This window comes from uncultured Aquimarina sp. (genome assembly GCF_947496855.1).
Taxonomy (GTDB): domain Bacteria; phylum Bacteroidota; class Bacteroidia; order Flavobacteriales; family Flavobacteriaceae; genus Aquimarina.
In genome coordinates, this window is record NZ_CANMED010000005.1 from 509,024 (window position 1) to 526,156 (window position 17,133).

Annotated in this window: 18 protein-coding genes; 3 read left to right on the top strand and 15 right to left on the bottom strand. The window is 32.5% G+C overall.

The window, feature by feature from the left end; all coding sequences use genetic code 11:
* Positions 1 to 62: 62 nt before the first annotated feature.
* The 7 genes from atpH to Q0921_RS17120 form a co-directional block, all read right to left on the bottom strand.
* A complete protein-coding gene (atpH, locus tag Q0921_RS17090) occupies positions 63 to 590 on the bottom strand; it encodes an ATP synthase F1 subunit delta (RefSeq protein WP_299259003.1) in 528 nt (175 codons plus the stop codon).
* 7 nt (positions 591 to 597) lie between these two features.
* A complete protein-coding gene (locus Q0921_RS17095) occupies positions 598 to 1,098 on the bottom strand; it encodes a F0F1 ATP synthase subunit B (RefSeq protein WP_299259005.1) in 501 nt (166 codons plus the stop codon).
* A 92-nt stretch (positions 1,099 to 1,190) separates the two neighbouring features.
* Positions 1,191 to 1,385: an ATP synthase F0 subunit C gene (gene atpE, locus Q0921_RS17100; RefSeq protein WP_201921264.1), complete on the bottom strand. Its 195-nt coding sequence runs from the start codon at positions 1,383 to 1,385 to the stop codon at positions 1,191 to 1,193.
* A 41-nt stretch (positions 1,386 to 1,426) separates the two neighbouring features.
* The gene (gene atpB, locus Q0921_RS17105) at positions 1,427 to 2,476 is read right to left on the bottom strand and encodes a F0F1 ATP synthase subunit A (RefSeq protein WP_299259143.1); all 1,050 of its coding nucleotides are present in this window, start codon (positions 2,474 to 2,476) and stop codon (positions 1,427 to 1,429) included.
* A gap of 579 nt (positions 2,477 to 3,055) precedes the next feature.
* Positions 3,056 to 3,295 carry an AtpZ/AtpI family protein gene (locus Q0921_RS17110; RefSeq protein WP_299259007.1) on the bottom strand — a complete coding sequence of 80 codons (240 nt, stop codon included), beginning with the start codon at positions 3,293 to 3,295 and terminating at the stop codon, positions 3,056 to 3,058.
* The gene (locus Q0921_RS17115; RefSeq protein WP_299213056.1) at positions 3,252 to 3,686 is read right to left on the bottom strand and encodes a polymer-forming cytoskeletal protein; all 435 of its coding nucleotides are present in this window, start codon (positions 3,684 to 3,686) and stop codon (positions 3,252 to 3,254) included. Before Q0921_RS17115 ends, Q0921_RS17110 begins: the two co-directional genes overlap by 44 nt.
* A gap of 22 nt (positions 3,687 to 3,708) precedes the next feature.
* The gene (locus Q0921_RS17120; protein ID WP_299259009.1) at positions 3,709 to 6,333 is read right to left on the bottom strand and encodes a hypothetical protein; all 2,625 of its coding nucleotides are present in this window, start codon (positions 6,331 to 6,333) and stop codon (positions 3,709 to 3,711) included.
* Positions 6,334 to 6,646: 313 nt separating this feature from the next.
* Between Q0921_RS17120 and Q0921_RS17125 the strand changes: the two genes are divergently transcribed.
* On the top strand, positions 6,647 to 7,309 hold the full coding sequence (locus Q0921_RS17125) for a hypothetical protein (protein WP_299259011.1): 663 nt from the start codon (positions 6,647 to 6,649) through the stop codon (positions 7,307 to 7,309).
* Positions 7,310 to 7,319: 10 nt separating this feature from the next.
* Here Q0921_RS17125 and Q0921_RS17130 read toward each other — a convergent pair whose 3' ends face one another.
* Positions 7,320 to 8,015: an ABC transporter ATP-binding protein gene (locus Q0921_RS17130; protein WP_299259013.1), complete on the bottom strand. Its 696-nt coding sequence runs from the start codon at positions 8,013 to 8,015 to the stop codon at positions 7,320 to 7,322.
* 4 nt (positions 8,016 to 8,019) lie between these two features.
* A complete protein-coding gene (locus Q0921_RS17135) occupies positions 8,020 to 9,495 on the bottom strand; it encodes a DUF5687 family protein (protein ID WP_299259015.1) in 1,476 nt (491 codons plus the stop codon).
* 242 nt (positions 9,496 to 9,737) lie between these two features.
* On the opposite strand from Q0921_RS17135, the gene Q0921_RS17140 reads away from it, so the two are divergent.
* The gene (locus Q0921_RS17140; protein ID WP_299259017.1) at positions 9,738 to 10,790 is read left to right on the top strand and encodes a ferredoxin--NADP reductase; all 1,053 of its coding nucleotides are present in this window, start codon (positions 9,738 to 9,740) and stop codon (positions 10,788 to 10,790) included.
* Between the two features lie 119 nt (positions 10,791 to 10,909).
* Here the strand turns inward: Q0921_RS17140 and Q0921_RS17145 are convergent, their stop codons facing one another.
* The 5 genes from Q0921_RS17145 to Q0921_RS17165 all read right to left on the bottom strand — a co-directional run bounded on the left by Q0921_RS17145 (position 10,910) and on the right by Q0921_RS17165 (position 15,394).
* Positions 10,910 to 11,161 (bottom strand): hypothetical protein, encoded by a 252-nt coding sequence (locus Q0921_RS17145; RefSeq protein ID WP_299259019.1) that lies wholly within the window; start codon positions 11,159 to 11,161, stop codon positions 10,910 to 10,912.
* Between the two features lie 206 nt (positions 11,162 to 11,367).
* Complete coding sequence (locus Q0921_RS17150) at positions 11,368 to 12,444, bottom strand: glycosyltransferase family 9 protein (RefSeq protein WP_367183347.1); 1,077 nt, start codon at positions 12,442 to 12,444, stop codon at positions 11,368 to 11,370.
* A 9-nt stretch (positions 12,445 to 12,453) separates the two neighbouring features.
* A complete protein-coding gene (locus Q0921_RS17155) occupies positions 12,454 to 13,062 on the bottom strand; it encodes a DUF4254 domain-containing protein (protein WP_299259021.1) in 609 nt (202 codons plus the stop codon).
* Positions 13,063 to 13,067: 5 nt separating this feature from the next.
* Entirely contained in the window at positions 13,068 to 14,063 is a 996-nt protein-coding gene (locus Q0921_RS17160; RefSeq protein WP_299259022.1) for a DNA adenine methylase, read from the bottom strand.
* Positions 14,064 to 14,473: 410 nt separating this feature from the next.
* On the bottom strand, positions 14,474 to 15,394 hold the full coding sequence (locus Q0921_RS17165; RefSeq protein ID WP_299259024.1) for a DUF6427 family protein: 921 nt from the start codon (positions 15,392 to 15,394) through the stop codon (positions 14,474 to 14,476).
* A 113-nt stretch (positions 15,395 to 15,507) separates the two neighbouring features.
* Here Q0921_RS17165 and Q0921_RS17170 point away from each other — a divergent pair, with 113 nt between their 5' ends.
* Positions 15,508 to 15,741 (top strand): uracil phosphoribosyltransferase, encoded by a 234-nt coding sequence (locus tag Q0921_RS17170; RefSeq protein ID WP_299259025.1) that lies wholly within the window; start codon positions 15,508 to 15,510, stop codon positions 15,739 to 15,741.
* Positions 15,742 to 15,821: 80 nt separating this feature from the next.
* On the opposite strand, the gene purD is transcribed toward Q0921_RS17170, so the two are convergent.
* Positions 15,822 to 17,093 carry a phosphoribosylamine--glycine ligase gene (purD, locus tag Q0921_RS17175; protein WP_299259026.1) on the bottom strand — a complete coding sequence of 424 codons (1,272 nt, stop codon included), beginning with the start codon at positions 17,091 to 17,093 and terminating at the stop codon, positions 15,822 to 15,824.
* Between the last annotated feature and the right edge of the window lie 40 nt (positions 17,094 to 17,133).

The following is a 17,133-nucleotide window of genomic DNA, read 5'->3' on the forward strand; positions in this document are numbered from 1 at the left end:
TTACAAAAATGAGCATTGATACTCATTCTCTTATTATTAAATTTATATTAATAAAGTAATTATTAATTACTCAATTCTCTTTTTAAACTTGTTAGTTTATTAGCTATACTTGCATTATACTGCAAATCTCCTACTCTAAGAATAAATCCGCCAATGATACTTTTATCAACAACATTTTCTATAGTAGCCTCATTACCTGTTAATTCTTTTACTTTCGCCTGCACCAAAGTACTTAGCGCTTCATTTAAAGGAATTGCTGTAGTCACTTTAGCTAACTGAGTATTGTTTAACTGATCCAATAAAACAATGTATTGCTTAGCAACATCGTCTAGCAAATCAACCCTTTTATTTGTAATTAACGTATCAAAAAGTTTTTGTGTAAGATCTCCAGTACTTTTGAAAACCTCTCGCAAAGAAGCTAACTTTACTTCACTTTTTATCAAAGGACTATTTAATACCATTCTGAGCTCGGCACTACCGTCTATAGTAGCGATAATACTTTGCATATCTTTCTGAACATCCTCAGTGGCTTTTTTATCTTGAGCTAAACTCAAAACTGCCTTCGCATAACGTATTGCTGCTCTACTCATCTTTTGATTAGTTTAAGGTAACATCTCCTAACATAGACTGTACCAACGCTAGTTGCTTGTCTTTGTCAGCTAATTCTTGTCTTACTACTTTTTCTGCTATCTCTATAGAAAGTCCTGCAACTTGACTCTTAATATCAGCAATCGCCGCTTTCTTTTCGCTCTGGATTGTTACTTGCGCCTGAGCAACTATTTTGTCTGCTTCTGCTTGTGCTTCAGATTTTGCATCTGCAATCATATTCTCTTTCAGTTGTCTTGCTTCTTTAAGCATTCCATCTCTTTCTGCACGAGCTTCGTTAAGGATACGCTCATTATCAGCCTGAAGGTTTTGCATTTCTTTTCTAGCTGCTTCAGCAGACTCTAATGCATTTTTAATCCCTTCTTCTCTATTATTTAAAGAATCCAAAATTGGTTTCCAAGCATACTTTCTTAATAAAAACAGCAATACCAAAAGTATTAATGCTTGCCAGAAAAATAGTCCGAATGAAAAATCGTTAATTAATTTATCCATTTCTTTTATACTTATTAGTGTGTCTAATCTTTAATTTCTAAATGGTAAATATCACTTTCAACCAACCGTTGAAAGTGATATTTTCTAATTTCTTACTTCCCAAGGATTAAAGCAGCGAATGCTAAACCTTCTAAAAGTGCCGCGATAATAATCATCGCAGTTTGAATCTTACCTGTAGCCTCTGGTTGACGAGCGATTGCTTCCATTGCCGATCCACCGATTTTTCCTAAACCGATACCTGCTCCGATTACAATCAAACCTGCACCTACTAAACCTGGAATTTCCATAAAAAAAGTATTAAATATTAAACAATTATTGTTCTTAATTCTTAATGATGATCGTGATCTTGGACTGCTAATCCAATAAACAAAGCAGATAACATTGTAAATATAAATGCTTGTAAAAAGGCTACTAAAAGCTCTATCACTGATATAAATATTGTCAACAATAATGACACAGGTGTCATTACGTATATGTTTTGTGCTGTGAAAATTAATGCTATCAAACTCATAATTACTACGTGACCTGCAGTAATATTTGCAAAAAGACGAATCAATAACGCAAAAGGTTTTGTTAATGTTCCAAGAATCTCAATTGGCATTAATACAATTTTCATAATTACAGGAACACCTGGCATCCAGAAAATATGTTTCCAATATTCTTTATTTGCACTAAATTGAGTAATGAAATATGTAAACAAAGCTAGACATACTGTTATTGCTATGTTCCCTGTCACATTAACTCCAAGTGGAGTCATTCCTAGTAAATTCAAAATCCAAATGAAAAAGAATACGGTAAGCAAAAATCCCATAAATTTTCTATGCTTTTCTTTTCCGATATTAGGAATAGCTATTTCATCACGCACATAAATAACCAAGGGCTCTAACACTCTTCCAAAACCAGTAGGTAAAGGGCCTTTTCTATAAGATTTTGCAAGACCTCCAAACATCAAAAACATCAAAACACAAACAATAAGAATAGTGACAACATTCTTTGTGATTGAAAAATCTAATGGCTTTGCGTTTGTTGCGTGATGATCCTCATCGTAAGTTATAGTCCCTTCTGCATCAGTCTTGTATATTTTACTATGGTATAGTTTATAGTAATTACCTTCGACCTCAGCAACAGTTTCTCCATGATGGAATTTTGAAGAAGAAAAAACCTTTAACCCTCCATCCCATAAAATTACTGGAAGCGGGAATCCAACATGAGTACCTTCTTGTCCATCAGACCAAAGTGTAAAATCATGAGAATCCTGAAGGTGATGTTCTATGTAAGCATCAATCTCATTTTTTGTATCTACTCTACCTTCGTTTTCTCCTTTTTCAGCATCTTTTGCAACCAGATTCAAAGAAGTGAGAATCAAGGCCAAAGTCATAAAAATTCTAACTACACTAATTTTTTGCATTCTAGGTCAGATTTCGGTTCCTAAATTTCGGTGCAAATGTACATAATTATGTTAGATTCTTAAACTATTTTAGGCAAATAAGTTTATCGAAAAAAATAAAAAAATAAATAACTGATAATCAGTTATTTGTGATTGTTTAGTAATTTGGCTATATAATATATTTCCAAAGACAAGCATACTAAATAGGGTATAAAGAAATCCAAGAATGCACTTTTATTAATTTCTATGTTATTCATCTTTATTAGAGCAAGAAAAATACCAGTTTTCACAAAACTTCCTACCAGAAAGATAAAACCTATCTGATCTTTATATTTTTTACTAAGTAAGATTATTGTTAAAGTAAAAACAAAGGTAAAAGCAGCGTTAAACTTATAAGATAGATTAACAATTTCAATATTTCTCCCAACAACGAAATGATTAATAATCAACGCCTTATGAGCCAAATACCCACCTAATACTATTATTATAAAAAACATTGTAAATCTTACTAAATTCTGAAGCATACTGTTGAATTATATTTTGCAAAGAAAACAAATTATGCTACATAGTTTAATTAGACCTGTTAATTTTATTCAGTTGTTTAATAACTAAATATAATGAAGAAGCTACTCCTAAAAGAACAAATATTATTGTTAACCATTTCTCTTGAAATCCATAATAAGCGTCTAATTTTTCGCCTATGTATGCAAATAAAAATATAGTGGCCCCCATCTGAAAAGCTATACCAGTTAGGATAGCAAATTTTCTAAGCTGACTTCCCTTGTCCTTGCTGTCCTTGTTTTTGTCCATCTTGTTTACCTCCAAGAGATTTAACGCCACCCTTCATCACACAAGATGCATTGAACGTTGCTCCAGGTTCTACAGCTAGTTTACCAACAGAAACTTCACCTTCAATATGCGCTGTTGGTTTTAGCGATAAGGTGCCAGATATTACAAGGTTACCTGAAAATTTACCTTCGAAATCAGCATCAGAACACTCTAATGTTCCCTGAATAAAACCTGATTTTCCGACTACTACTTTTCCTGTAGTCTTAAAAGTTCCCTCTATGGTACCTTCTACTCTAAAACCGCCTTCGGAAATAACATCTCCTACAATTTTAGTTCCTTCTGAAATTTTGTTCTGATTTCTGGAAAAATCAGTTAAAGCTTGATCTTTTCCTTTCTTGTTGTCTGAAAACATATTACTGGGGGGATTAAAATTATTATTCTGATTTAGGTTCCAAATATTTATCCAGATTCTTATGTATCTGGATAATTCTATAATTAGGTGATGCTACTATAAAAAATTCTTTGTTCACCTTTTCATAGTACTTCTTTTTTCTATTCCATTTTGTAAGATCTACTCCTCTTGTATCTTCTATTTTACCTATAATTAAAAGTTCCGCCATACCTTCTGCACCTAGTTTATCTCTTTTGGTATGAATTACTACAAACTGCTGATCTTTATTATAAACATCTAAAGAAACTTTCATTCTATCATATCTAAGATCTTTTACAATTGCCTCTAGCCGTTCCTTCAACTCTTGTGCCTGATTATCTCCAAATCTGGTATATGCATATACCAGTTTATGGTTTTTTTCCTCTTCTATACCTTGTTCAAAATCACTGTTTTGAATTTGAGGAATCGTAGTTTGATAAATTAATTGTGCTTTTTTGCCTTCAGGACTTTGTGGATAATTTAGTGAGACATAGTTCAAAGCTTCTTTATAAGCCTCAAATCCTTTATAACGACCAATTGCCTGTGCTTTTAATAATTCAAATTTCGAAACAAAATCTTCTCCACCAAACTTAGTAATTAACTCTTCACTTTCTTTAATCACCGAAGCATATTTCTGATTTTTAAAATCCTTATACAATCTATTATACATAGATTCTGGACTGTTTTGATCGTTCTTTAATTCCTCATCAGGGTTTTGAAGAATTTTTGCGTAACGAGAATCCCCATGCGTATTAATGATATCCTGTTTAAGTTCATTTGATTTTGTTATATCTCCTTGTAAAAGATATATTTTATACAAATTATATTTAGAAGGGACTATTAAGCGTTCTTCGGGATTACTCTTTAAGAGATCTTCAAACTTATCTATAGACAATCCATACTCCTGAAACTTCTCTTTATAAATAACACCTAATTGATAATATGCAAAATTTCTGTCGGTTTGTAAACTATCTAAAACTACCTGGTCCGTTGGCAATTGCGTGATATATGTTTGTGGATCGAACGTAGGATCTGTATCTATAGAGTATTCTTCTTGTTCAGTCTGCTCTACATTAGATACAGCGCTAGGATTCGTGATGCTGGAAATTCTCCAATTATCCTGTAATTCTCGATTCCCAAAAGTTCTTTTGAAAGCAGTTTTTCCATAAGCTACTGTAGTAGGGTTATAAAAATAAAATGTTCCTCCTTCTTCCTGATTCGGACCACTGCTATTTCCTAATCCTGCTCTTGGTTGACTAAATCGTTGCTCATTAGGAAGCTCCCCTTTTATTCTTGCGATTTCTGCTGCTTCCTGAGCAGCAATGGCTTCTGCCTTTATTTTTTCTGTATACTCTGAGTAGTATGCCGTTCTTTCTTCTGGAGACATTGCTACCACCGATAGAATACTATCGTTCGTCTTTGCAATTCCTTCGTATAAAATAACATCATCCAGATTTATTCTTTTCTTTTTAAGAACGCGATATTTTTTAGAATCTACTACCATGCGCTCCAGTGTGCTATCATAATAAGCACCCGCAATAGCATATTCTTTATTGTCAAATTTAATATCACCTAATGCTTTATAGTTCAGTGATTCAAGATGCTTATCTTCAGACTTAGTTCTTAGTGATTTGTTATAATTCTCAACCGCTAAATCAATAGAATCCAATGTATTAAAATATACTGCTTTCTGATTATAAATTTTATCAAGGAATGGTCTATTCTCTCTGTTTTCCTGCAGATCAGTAAGTAATTCGAGAAATTCTACTTTATTTCCTGTTTCATAGTTAAAATTTCTTGCCTTCGCCATATAGGCATTAAGCATATATCGCCTAGCGGTTTTTCTATTGAGATCAATAACTTGATCAAAAGCATAATTAGCACTGTCTTTATAGCCTAGTCGATTAAGAAGCTGACCCTTTATGTATAAGTACCTTCCTTTTTCCTCATTATTCTTAGAATGGATAGCCGCTTTACTAATATATGTTACAGCAGAATCTTTTTGTTCCAAATTAATATAAGCCTGAGCGATCATAGCCACAGCGTCCGAATAGTCCTGAGCTTCCATATACTCTTCTTCTATCATCTTCATTAGATCCTCGACAGCTTTTTCATTATTATCCAAACGAAGATTCGTTTTTGCTTTCCAAACCTTAGCATGATTGATATTATTACTAGTAGGATACTTATATAGTATATAATTAAAGGCTTCTAAGGCAGGGATAAAACGCTGTTCGTTATATCTCGCTTTTCCTAAAAGTAAAAAAGATTCATCGATTTTAGGATTCCGTTCTCTGTCATCAATAAGCATACTATGCTTCTGAATTGCTTTTGCCGCTTTTTCCTCTGCTTTATCAAAATTTTGATTAAGTACTTCGTTGGGTAGTCTAACATCCTCACTAACAATCAGCCTTTCTACCGGAAGTAGTTCCCAAAAATTATCATTATATGTTTGTACAATATCTTGTTTCCCTTTTTCGAAAGCAACTCTACCGTTATACAAGGTATTGTTTTTGGTAGTTACATCGTGCCAAGTCCTATTAGTCCATTTGTCTTTTTTACGAGAACAACTAAATCCAACTGCTATTAGGATAAGTACAACGATGATTTGTGATAATTTTCTGCTCAAAATCTCAATAATTTATACGCTGATAACTTAAAAACTTGTGTTTTAGTGCATCAGAACGGCACAAAAATAATGTGTGAGATGTAAAAATACATTTCTTTCTGTAAAAAATAGGTTATTAACAACTTTTTCTCATTGGGTCAGTGATTTTATTATATCTTCCAAAGTTGTTAACAATTTGCCTTTCAGAAAGAAGAACATCTTTCGATTTGTTTTGTCCTTCTAACATAATAAACAAAAAATCACCGGATACAGTGTATTACTACTATTTAGATTTATAGATCTTCGTGATTGGTTCTTAATTAATCTGAAAATCATGAGAATTATCGAAATTCCTACAAAAGATATTGAAACCATAAAGAATTTTTTGAATTCCAATAAGAAACTGGAAGCAGTAAAATACATTCTAAACACCTACCAAGTGTCGCTGCGTGATGCAAATAAGATTGTTAAAAAAATAATCGCCAATCCGGGATTAAAGGTTATTAACATTGAAACAAGTCCAAATTTTAAAAGAGAAGTCAAAGATTCATTAATTACTAAAACATCTAATATTTCTGCAATTATGTATTATTTATTGCTTTTTATTGGACTTTGTTTACTGGTCGGAGGAATATATGATCTTGGTAAAACCTTAAATTCTTTAACCAAAACTGAAAAAACAAGTGCTACTATAATCAGATACGAATCCCATGTTTCAGTTACAAATAGTGATAATGGAAAAATTATGCAAACTATGTATAAGCTCGTAATGCAATTTACCTTTAGGAATAAGATTTATGAGCGCAAAACAAAAACTTCTTCGTCCTCTAAGGACTTTGCCATTGACGAACAAGTTTCTGTTTACATACACAAAGGTTTTCCAGCAGTTAATGAAGTCTATTTAGATGACTTCATAGAAAAATATGGACTTACATTAGCACTACTTTTATTTGGTGTTTTTATTACGGGAGCAGGATTTATTGTAAAAAAATTCTAAACCCTCTTGGTTACTTATTAAAATGCTCCTCTAGTTCTTTTAATGTCTCTTCTGATGTAACAAGATCTTTGACTACTTCTCCTTTATCTAATACTACTATACGTTCACATACTTCTGTAACATGCATTAAATCATGACTAGAAACCAAAACCGTCACATTAGGATCCGCAGCTAGTTCTTTGATTATCTTTTTTAGTCTAATCTGAGTTGTCGGATCTAAGTTCGCAAACGGTTCATCTAGAATAATTACTTCTGGATTACCAATTAATGCTGCTACTATTCCTGCTTTCTTTTGATTTCCTTTAGAGAGATCTCTTAAGTATTTTTTTTGCCCTAAAATTTCTCCGTGAAAGAAATCCTCAAACCCGGCAAGCAATGCATCTACATCTGCTTTATTCTGACCACGAAGTTCTCCTATGAAATAAAAATACTCTTCTGCAGTAAGATATCCGATCAAGAATGTTTCATCAATAAAAGCAGAAGTTATAGCTTTCCAATCTTCGCTTTCACTTACTTTGATCCCACTATTCTCTATATAACCTGTAGTTGGTCTAATTAAATCCAATAAAGCACTAAACAATGTTGTCTTCCCCGCTCCGTTGTTTCCAACCAATCCGAAACTATCTCCCTTTGGTATTTCTAAGTGCTCGATATTCAACACTGTATTCCCCGCATATGTCTTCGTAATATTATGTATTCCTATCATCTTCTTATTTTTTTTGTTTGTATGCCCAGATCGTTTTGTACTTCTCTGTTCTATAAATTCTTTCGATTTTATCAAAAACCATATTTCTGAATGCAAAACCTGCAATTCCTGCTAATGCTACCAATGCATATCCTGCATACGGACTGTATGCATAATGCCCGATTGCATAAAGTATCATTGGCAATGCTAATTTTGGTAATGACAGCATTAATGTCTTTATATTAAAAGATTGTTTATCTCCAAATGCCTTTTTATTACTAGTAAGATCAATTGGAGTTTTTACATATGCTCCAGCCCATAAAACGACGTGAGAATTCATTCCCATATTATAAACAGCTCCAACAATTACAGCTAAATAAGCTTCCCATCCAAAATATAAATATCCAGATGCCAATATCGTAGATATAAAAGTTGCTATGACCATCAGCCACCATTTAGAAGACAGATATTCTCGATATTTGATATTTTGACTCATCATCAAGGGATAATAAGAACTATCCCAGCTTGGTACAAATTGTCCAAAACTCATTAAGAAACCTCCAGATACAAAAATCCCTGCAAATATTTTCCATACCGGGCCTTCATAGGCTTCAACAGCACCAGTAAAAAATAATAAACCATAAAACAGAAATAATGCACTCACTAATACTGTAGTTTTAGCCCTTTTATTTCTTTTAATTAATTTAATATCATTTTTTAGAAATACTGCAGTTTTACCAAATCGATCTAACCATTCTAAATTCTCCGTTTTTGCCGTTTTAGATTTAGTAGCTAATCCAGCATCCAGATACAAATCCTTTACAAAGGATTTAAAAGCAATGATATAAAACCCTACTGCAGCTACTATAGGCACTACAAATAAAAACTGAGACTCGTATAACCCTTGAAAAAATGGAGCGGTATACTGCGTAATGTCAAAATATCCGAAATAATGCAACCCTCCTAAAACAGCCATAACTCCTCCTACCCCATAAATAAGACTATCCTTATTGTTCAATAAAATATTCAGGAAATTGTTTGCGTATACTAATCCAATTAACCCGATATTCCATAGTAGTATGTTTAGTAGTGAGGCGTTTCCTTCCGTGATTAATAGCACAGAAAATGGAACAAAAAAGAACGCATGTATGATATTAAAAAACGATAACATCGTTTTACCCAAGGCAAAAGAAACAATTTTGTTTTTAGTAAAAGGTAAAATCAATAAAGGTGTTATATTGATTATAGGCATTTTTTGTAAGGCATATCTAAAGATAAGATCAAACGCCCACCAATAGATTAAAAACCTACTAACTACTTCTAATGGATCTAGGCATAATTCTTTATTGATATATTTATAAGCAATAAAACTTCCTCCCATCATCATTAAAATGAAATAGACCGCCCAAAATCCCATAAAAATTTTCATCCAAACTCCTGAGGAAGCAGATGCAGATCTCCAAAAGGATTTCCACTGTAATGAAATAAAGTGTTTAAACATAGTTGTGATAGTTTTAAAAGAAGTTAGGAAAAACTTCTTATACTATTTAGTAATCAAAAAATAGATTTTGTTACAAAAAAATTTCGTTAAGCTCTTAATTATCGTGATTTAATCTTCTTCAAAGCGGTTAACTTTGTTATTTTTGCAAAAAAATTATTGATCCACAAAGGATGATGGGATTTTAATAATTTCTTCTGAAAACTTAAAAATCAAGTATTCAGCTTAAAGTTTATCATATTGCTATGTCAGATTTTCATACACTTACTATAAAAAACATTACAAGAGAAACTCCCAAAGCAGTTTCTATAGCTTTTGAAGTTCCTTCGGAATTAAAGAAGGATTACTCTTTCACTGCTGGGCAGTATATAACCATTAAAACAGAAGTTGATGGTAAAGAAATAAGAAGAGCGTACTCTATTTGTTCTGCATCAAACAGTGAATCTCTTCGTGTAGCAGTAAAAGAAATCGAGGGTGGTACATTCTCAGCAATCGCTAATAATAAACTAAAAGTAGGTGATACTCTAGATGTTCATACTCCAGAAGGAAGTTTTTTATTAAAATCAAATACAACTGCAAACAACACTTATGCTGCATTTGTTGCCGGAAGTGGTATTACTCCAGTAATGAGTATGATCAAAACCGTACTCGAGGAAGAACCTAATAGTAAATTTGTTTTAGTATACGGAAATCAAACTCCGACGGAAACTATCTTTTTTAAAGAGCTTCTTTCTTTACAAGCGCAACATCCGGAAAGATTGTTTATAGAGTTTTTCTATAGTAGAAGTCAAGAAGACGGAGCACGTTTTGGTAGAATAGAGAAGTCTACCATTAATTATATCACCAAAAATAAGTTTAAGGACACGACTTTTGAGGCCTTCTACCTTTGCGGACCAGAAGAAATGATTAATACGGTTACTGATGTCTTATTAGAAAATGGTATTTCAAAAGAAGAAGTACATTTCGAACTTTTTACTAGCAGTGCAGAAGCAACTGAAATCGACGCAGATTTAGAAGGAAAAACAAATATTACTATACTAGTTGATGATGAAGAAACTTCTTTTGTGATGGATCAGAAAAAAACCATTCTTGATGCTGCATTAGAGGAAGATATCGACGCTCCATATTCTTGCCAAGGCGGTGTTTGTAGTTCTTGTATTTGTAAAATCACTGAAGGTACGGCAGTAATGGAAAAAAACAGTATTCTTACCGATGGTGAACTTGCTGAAGGTCTGGTACTAGCTTGTCAAGCGCATCCCACTTCATCTAAGATAAAGGTCGATTTTGATGATGTATGATTTAGTGGTTAGTGGTTAGTGGTTAGTGGTTAGTGGTTAGTGGTTAGTGGTTAGTGGTTAGTGGTTAGTGGTTAGTGGTTAGTGAAAAAACAAAATAGTTAGCACTAAATCAATAATAATTACCTTTTTAGTGAATCAAAAAGTTTTGGGAATTCATTTTCTAATCTATTATTATCCGCTTTACCGTCATAATTATTATCTCCATACTCAAGTCCAGCATAGATTAATACTTCTAAACCTTTTAATTCATCTTCACACTGGTTAGACATTAATTCTACAAAATAATCCTCTCCTAACCTATATATGATCTGAGTAATTATATACCCTAAATCATAACAGCCTGCACCACCGCCACACCAAAAATCCTTCAAATCGATGATGGCGTTTTCATCTTTATTTAAAGATTTTATTATCAGTTTTTTAAGCTCTCTGTATTCCTTAAGGGTCTGATGAATAAACAATGTGTGCCCAATAACCACACCATTTACTGTATCTTCTTTACATCCAAATAATACAAGAGTTAAAGCAATAAATATTTAAAATAGTTTTTCATTTTTAAAGCGCTAATAGCTTTATTCTATAGATTGTAAATAGCCTCAATCACAGTTTCCGGTTTGATCGTATGCATTACCTTTTCGTACCCTTCTGGTACTTTGTTTCCGTAGATTGAAGTAGGAATCTGATCGTATTTTGCCAGATTAGGTAAAATAGCACGCTCCATAGGCTGTCCAAAAGGCATAAAACCGGCAAAAGGATGCGTAACTCCCCAAAGTGTTATTGTAGGCACTCCGTACATAGCTGCTAAATGCGCATTTCCGCTATCCATAGATAACATTGTATCAAGATTCCCGATGAGTTTTAGTTCGTCTTCAAAGGATAACTTACCTGCAACATTGATTACGTTTTTATATTTGCTATCAATATTATTGAGAATACCAATTTCTTTTTTTCCACCACCAAAAAGAAGTATCTCGTAAGTACCTTCTTTATCAAGTTGTTCAATAACCTCAACCATTAGTTCTAAAGGATACACCTTGCTCTCATATTGAGCAAAAGGTGCAATTCCTAACCATTTTTTTGTAGAGTTATTAGTTAGTTTAAGGATTTCTGGAGTTAAAGGCGTTTTTTGGGGAAAAGAATGCTTTTCTAAATCAATAGGATATCCTAAAATATCAAAAACATCTGCGTATCGCTGATGTGTCTTTTTTAATTGTTTGAACTCTTTATTTATTGATCTAGTTAATGCTTTTTTCTCTGCTCTTCCTTTGTCAATTTGTATTACTTTAATTCCTCGGAGTGTGAAAAATTTCTTAAGTATATTTGATCGCAATACATTATGCAAATCAGCAACTGCTGTTATACCGAGTCCTCTTAATTCCTTTGACAGTTTTGACAACCCAAAAAAACCTTTATGTTTTCCTTCTACATCTGCGTGGTAAATTTCTAAATTATCAATACCCGAAAATATAGGCTCGAAGAATTTTCTTGTAAGCACGGTTATTTTAACATTAGGATATTGCGCTCTAAAAGTTCGCAATATCGGTGCAGTCATGGCCACATCTCCCATTGCAGATAATCGAATGACCAAAATATGAGCATCAAAGCCCTCAGAAAGGGCTTTGTTATTTTTTACTATGTTTTTGCTCTTACTCAAAAAATATTCTTATTTCTCTCCTCTCAAAACTGGATTTAACTCATCATCGTTATACATTTTCATCTGCTTATAGACTTTCATGTATTTATCACCTTTCTCTATATCCGTTAACAAGGTATCTATTGCAGTAGAAAGATCTACTTGTTGTTCTAGTAAAACATTATATTTCTTTTGACAAGCAGCTTTATGTGTGTCTGATGCACCTTCTCTAATTGTTTCTTCCTGCATATGATACACTTTCAACGCTAATATTGATAATCTATCTACTCCCCAAGCAGGACTTTCTGTATTTATTGTTGCATCTTCTTTAGGGACAACATCCTTATATGTTTCTAAAAAGTAACTATCTATGTATTCCACCATATCTGTGCGATCCTGATTGGATGCATCAATCTGTCTTTTTAGTGTTAATGCCGCTACTGGATCAATTTGTGGATCACGAATAATGTCTTCATAATGCCATTGTACCGTGTCAATCCAACATTTACGATATAATAAATGTTCTATCTGCTGTGATTTACTATCGTATGGATTAGAAAACTCCTGATCTACGCGATCTATCACGTGATACCTGTCTATAACTTCTTTAAAAATCTTGTTTGCTTTATCTGTAAACATTGCTTTTATTTTTCTAAGATGTGTAAATATTCTGTAGTTCTTGTAGCCTTATGATTTCTGTTTTCAGTTTTATCTGCTTTAAATCTTTGATATGCAGTAGTTACCAAATCATATCTTCCATAACGCTTCATAATTCGCCTTATTTCTTTTTCTGGCATTAATCCTTCATTATTATAACTAAGAAAAATGTAGTTGAATTTTGCATTTCTGATTAACTCTTCAAAAACTAATGCTACTTCACCTTTTTTACAATAATTCGATCTTTCATAAGGTCGTAAACCTGTTTTTCCGGCAGGTACAAAGGTATCATATTTTGCAATAGTATTTAGCATATGATAATTGGCTCCATATTGCCTGGCATTATATGGTGGATCGAGATACAAAATATCTCCTTCTATATTCTTAATCAAAGTATTACTATCCTGATTGTAAACTTCATGTTGATTTTCCGTGATTTCGAAATTAGCCGAAATAATCTCTATTTTTTTTTGTGCAGTTTTCTTTAATTCTTTTAGATATGCACCATATACCGAAGCTGTATTGGCAACTTTATCGGCACTTTCTAAGAGTGATGATAGTAAAAAATAATAGACATCTTTATTAACTTCTCCAGATTCCTTCCAGTTTGCAATCTGTATTCTCGCTGCATCTATTTTACGGCCATTATCATTACTAAAATACAAACGTTCAGATGCTCCACCGTTACAGTAATTTTTATAAACGAACCCCTCTTTTCCTTTTATCGCATTTAATTCAGTAATATATTCTGAAGCTTCTATCGGTAGATAGTTACCTATATAATTTCGATTTAAGACGTAACTATAATATTCTAAATCATTAGACATCACTTTTTTTACAGAGGTTTTAAAACTTCTTCCTACAATACCAGTTCCTGCAAAAAGATCACAAAACACTTTGCTTTTAAGTGTTCCACCAACTGTTTCCTTAACAGAAGTTTTAATAAAATCAGAGAGTTTATATTTTGATCCTATATAATTCATTTCCTACACAACCAATATCATTTTATTTTATAGCCCATATTAACCCTGCCTTTGTAATTTTATAGAGTTGTAATCTAAATAATTTTGAGTCGTCAAATGTAGCAACATATGTCGAGATAATATCCTTAAGCCAAGAAATTTGTGCTTTTAACTTCCAATGTTCCCCACTACTTACATACACAACAACAAACATTTTGTTTTCTAAGCTATTTCTCTGTTGTTGGCTTTGATTATTATAAAAACAGTTAATAAGCTCTTTAGGATGATTATGAGCATACTCTAATGACTTTTTAAAACCTTTAGGAAAACACTATAACTATCCCATACGTCATTTTGAATTCTATACCATACCTATTTAGAAGACAACCTATATTAAAGTTCTGATTCTATTGTTTCTAAATAAGGAGTTTTCAAAATAGCAAAATCATAAATGGCAATAAAAGAAATACCCAAAAATTAATTTCTTGTAGAAACTTACCATGATCCATTTCTAAATAGGTTGTTCCTATAATTGCCAAAGGACATGCTATAAAAATCATTTCTGAAGTATCTTTCTCTGGAACGATCATTACCAAAGCCAATGCAACCAATAACTGTGAAATAATTAGCTTTAGAAAAGGTTTTGATTTTGTAGGTTTTCTATTAAACTTTATCAAATATATCGTGAAGAAAAACAATGTACAAATAGTTAAAACTCCAATAGAAAAAACACCTTCTTTGTAGGCATATCCTTCAAAAGAAAATGATATTGGTTCTATATATTCTGCAATTACAAAGAACGAATCATACAACAGTAAAGTAAAACAATTGGATATGATATATACAATCAATAACCCAATAATAGGAATAATCCAGTTTCTATAATTTTTTGGTTCGAAATAAAAAATCCCAAAAAACACAATGACAATGAAACCTATACTCCAAAAATATGCTAACGAAGCGACTCCAATACATAGAGATGCATCAAGAATACGGGATTTAACATACTTACCATTTCTTAAACTTAACACACTTCTCATTCCTAAAATCACAAATAGATTTGATAGTAACATAGCAGCACTGGTTAGAGAATTAGCCAGTATAGTGGTAAGAAAAACAAATAGCATTATTGTATTTGTGCTTTTCTGAGTTAGATCATTCTTCTGGGTTATTAAGTTTACAATAAGCATTGTTAAAACGTATGCTATAAATCCACCTAAAAACATAAGAAGAGTACTATAATCTAAAGTAAAACTTTTTTTATAATATGCGATTGTATAAAGCACAAACATATATAAAGCGACGATTATAAAATTAATCGGTTTTGATTTACTAAAAAAGTTAGATAACACTACTATTTTTTATATTTTTGCATCAAACAATATATCATTGTTTTTAATTATAATATAACTAATTTATAAAAAGTTAAACAAAAACTTTTTATAATGAAAATGAAGATCGTATTATGAAAGATTTTTTTGAAGCTATTGCATCTCTATTTGTAGACGTACTTTTTGCTCCTATGGACGCTCTTAGAGCTTTAGAGTTAGAAAGTTGGGGTGCTGCTAATATTGTTAACTGGTTATTTATGGGTATCGGTTTTGTAGCTTTTTTCTATTGGATGAAGGAGTTGAAAAAATTTAATGACAATAATGAAGAAAACAGAGATCCAAAAGCTCATTCGTTTTTAAAACCATAAAGAAATAGGAAATATATTTATTAAAAAAGCTCAGTGTTTAGTTACACTGAGCTTTTTTTTACTTCCTTTTATTGATATGACTATAAATCAAAACCAAGATCTTTTCGGTAGTACATTTCATCAAAATGTAACTTCTCTATATTATAATAGGACTTTTTTAATGCCTCTCTAAAATCGTCATCAAAAGAAGTCACCGCGATAACGCGTCCTCCATTAGTGACCACTTTATTTTCGTTTAATTTAGTTCCCGCATGGAAAACTATAGAATCTGATATTTGATCTATTCCTTTGATTTCTTTCCCTTTTTCGTATGCTTCAGGGTACCCTCCTGAAACGGTCATTACGGTCGCGGCACTTCTAGGGTCTATTTCAACAGCTATTTGATCCAACGTTTGATTAGACACATGTTTAAATAAAGATACTAAATCCGTTTTTACTCTTGGCAAAACAGCTTCTGTTTCTGGATCTCCCATTCGTACATTGTATTCTATCACCTTAGGATCATCTCCTACTTTAATCAATCCTATAAAAATAAATCCTCTATAATCGATTTTTTCTTTCGCAAGACCCTCTACTGTGGGTTTAATAATTTGTTCTTCAATCTTACTCATAAAAGCTTCATCCGCAAACGGAACTGGTGATATTGCACCCATCCCTCCAGTGTTTAAACCGGTATCTCCTTCTCCAATACGTTTATAGTCTTTTGCTGTTGGCAGGGTTATATAATTTTTACCATCAGTCAGTACAAAAACACTTAATTCGATTCCATCCAGAAACTCTTCAATGACTACTTTTTCGCTGGCAGCTCCGAACTTCTTATTAGTAAGCATATTCTCAAGCTCTGTTTTAGCTTCTTCGATATCCTGAAGGATAAGTACACCTTTTCCTGCAGCAAGACCATCTGCTTTTAATACATAGGGTGCATTCAATGTTTCTAGAAATTTCTTTCCTTCGGTAACAGTATTTTCTGTGAAACTTTGGTATGCCGCAGTAGGGATGTTATGTCTAATCAAAAATTCCTTAGCATATTCTTTACTACCTTCTAATCTAGCTCCTTCTTTTGATGGGCCGATAACTGATATACTTTTTAGGTCATTGTCTTCCGCAAAGAAATCGGTTATTCCTTGTACTAAAGGATCCTCTGGACCCACGACAACCATTTCTATATTTTCCTTTAATACTAGTTCTTTTATGGCAGTAAAATCTGTCACTGATAGCGCCACGTTATTAGCAATATTTGCAGTGCCTGCGTTTCCAGGTGCAACAAATAATTTTTCACATAAATTACTTTGAGCAATCTTAAACGCGAATGTGTGCTCTCTTCCTCCAGATCCTAATACTAAAATGTTCATTTTTTAATGGTTGTTTAATGGCTAATTTTTAAGCATTCAA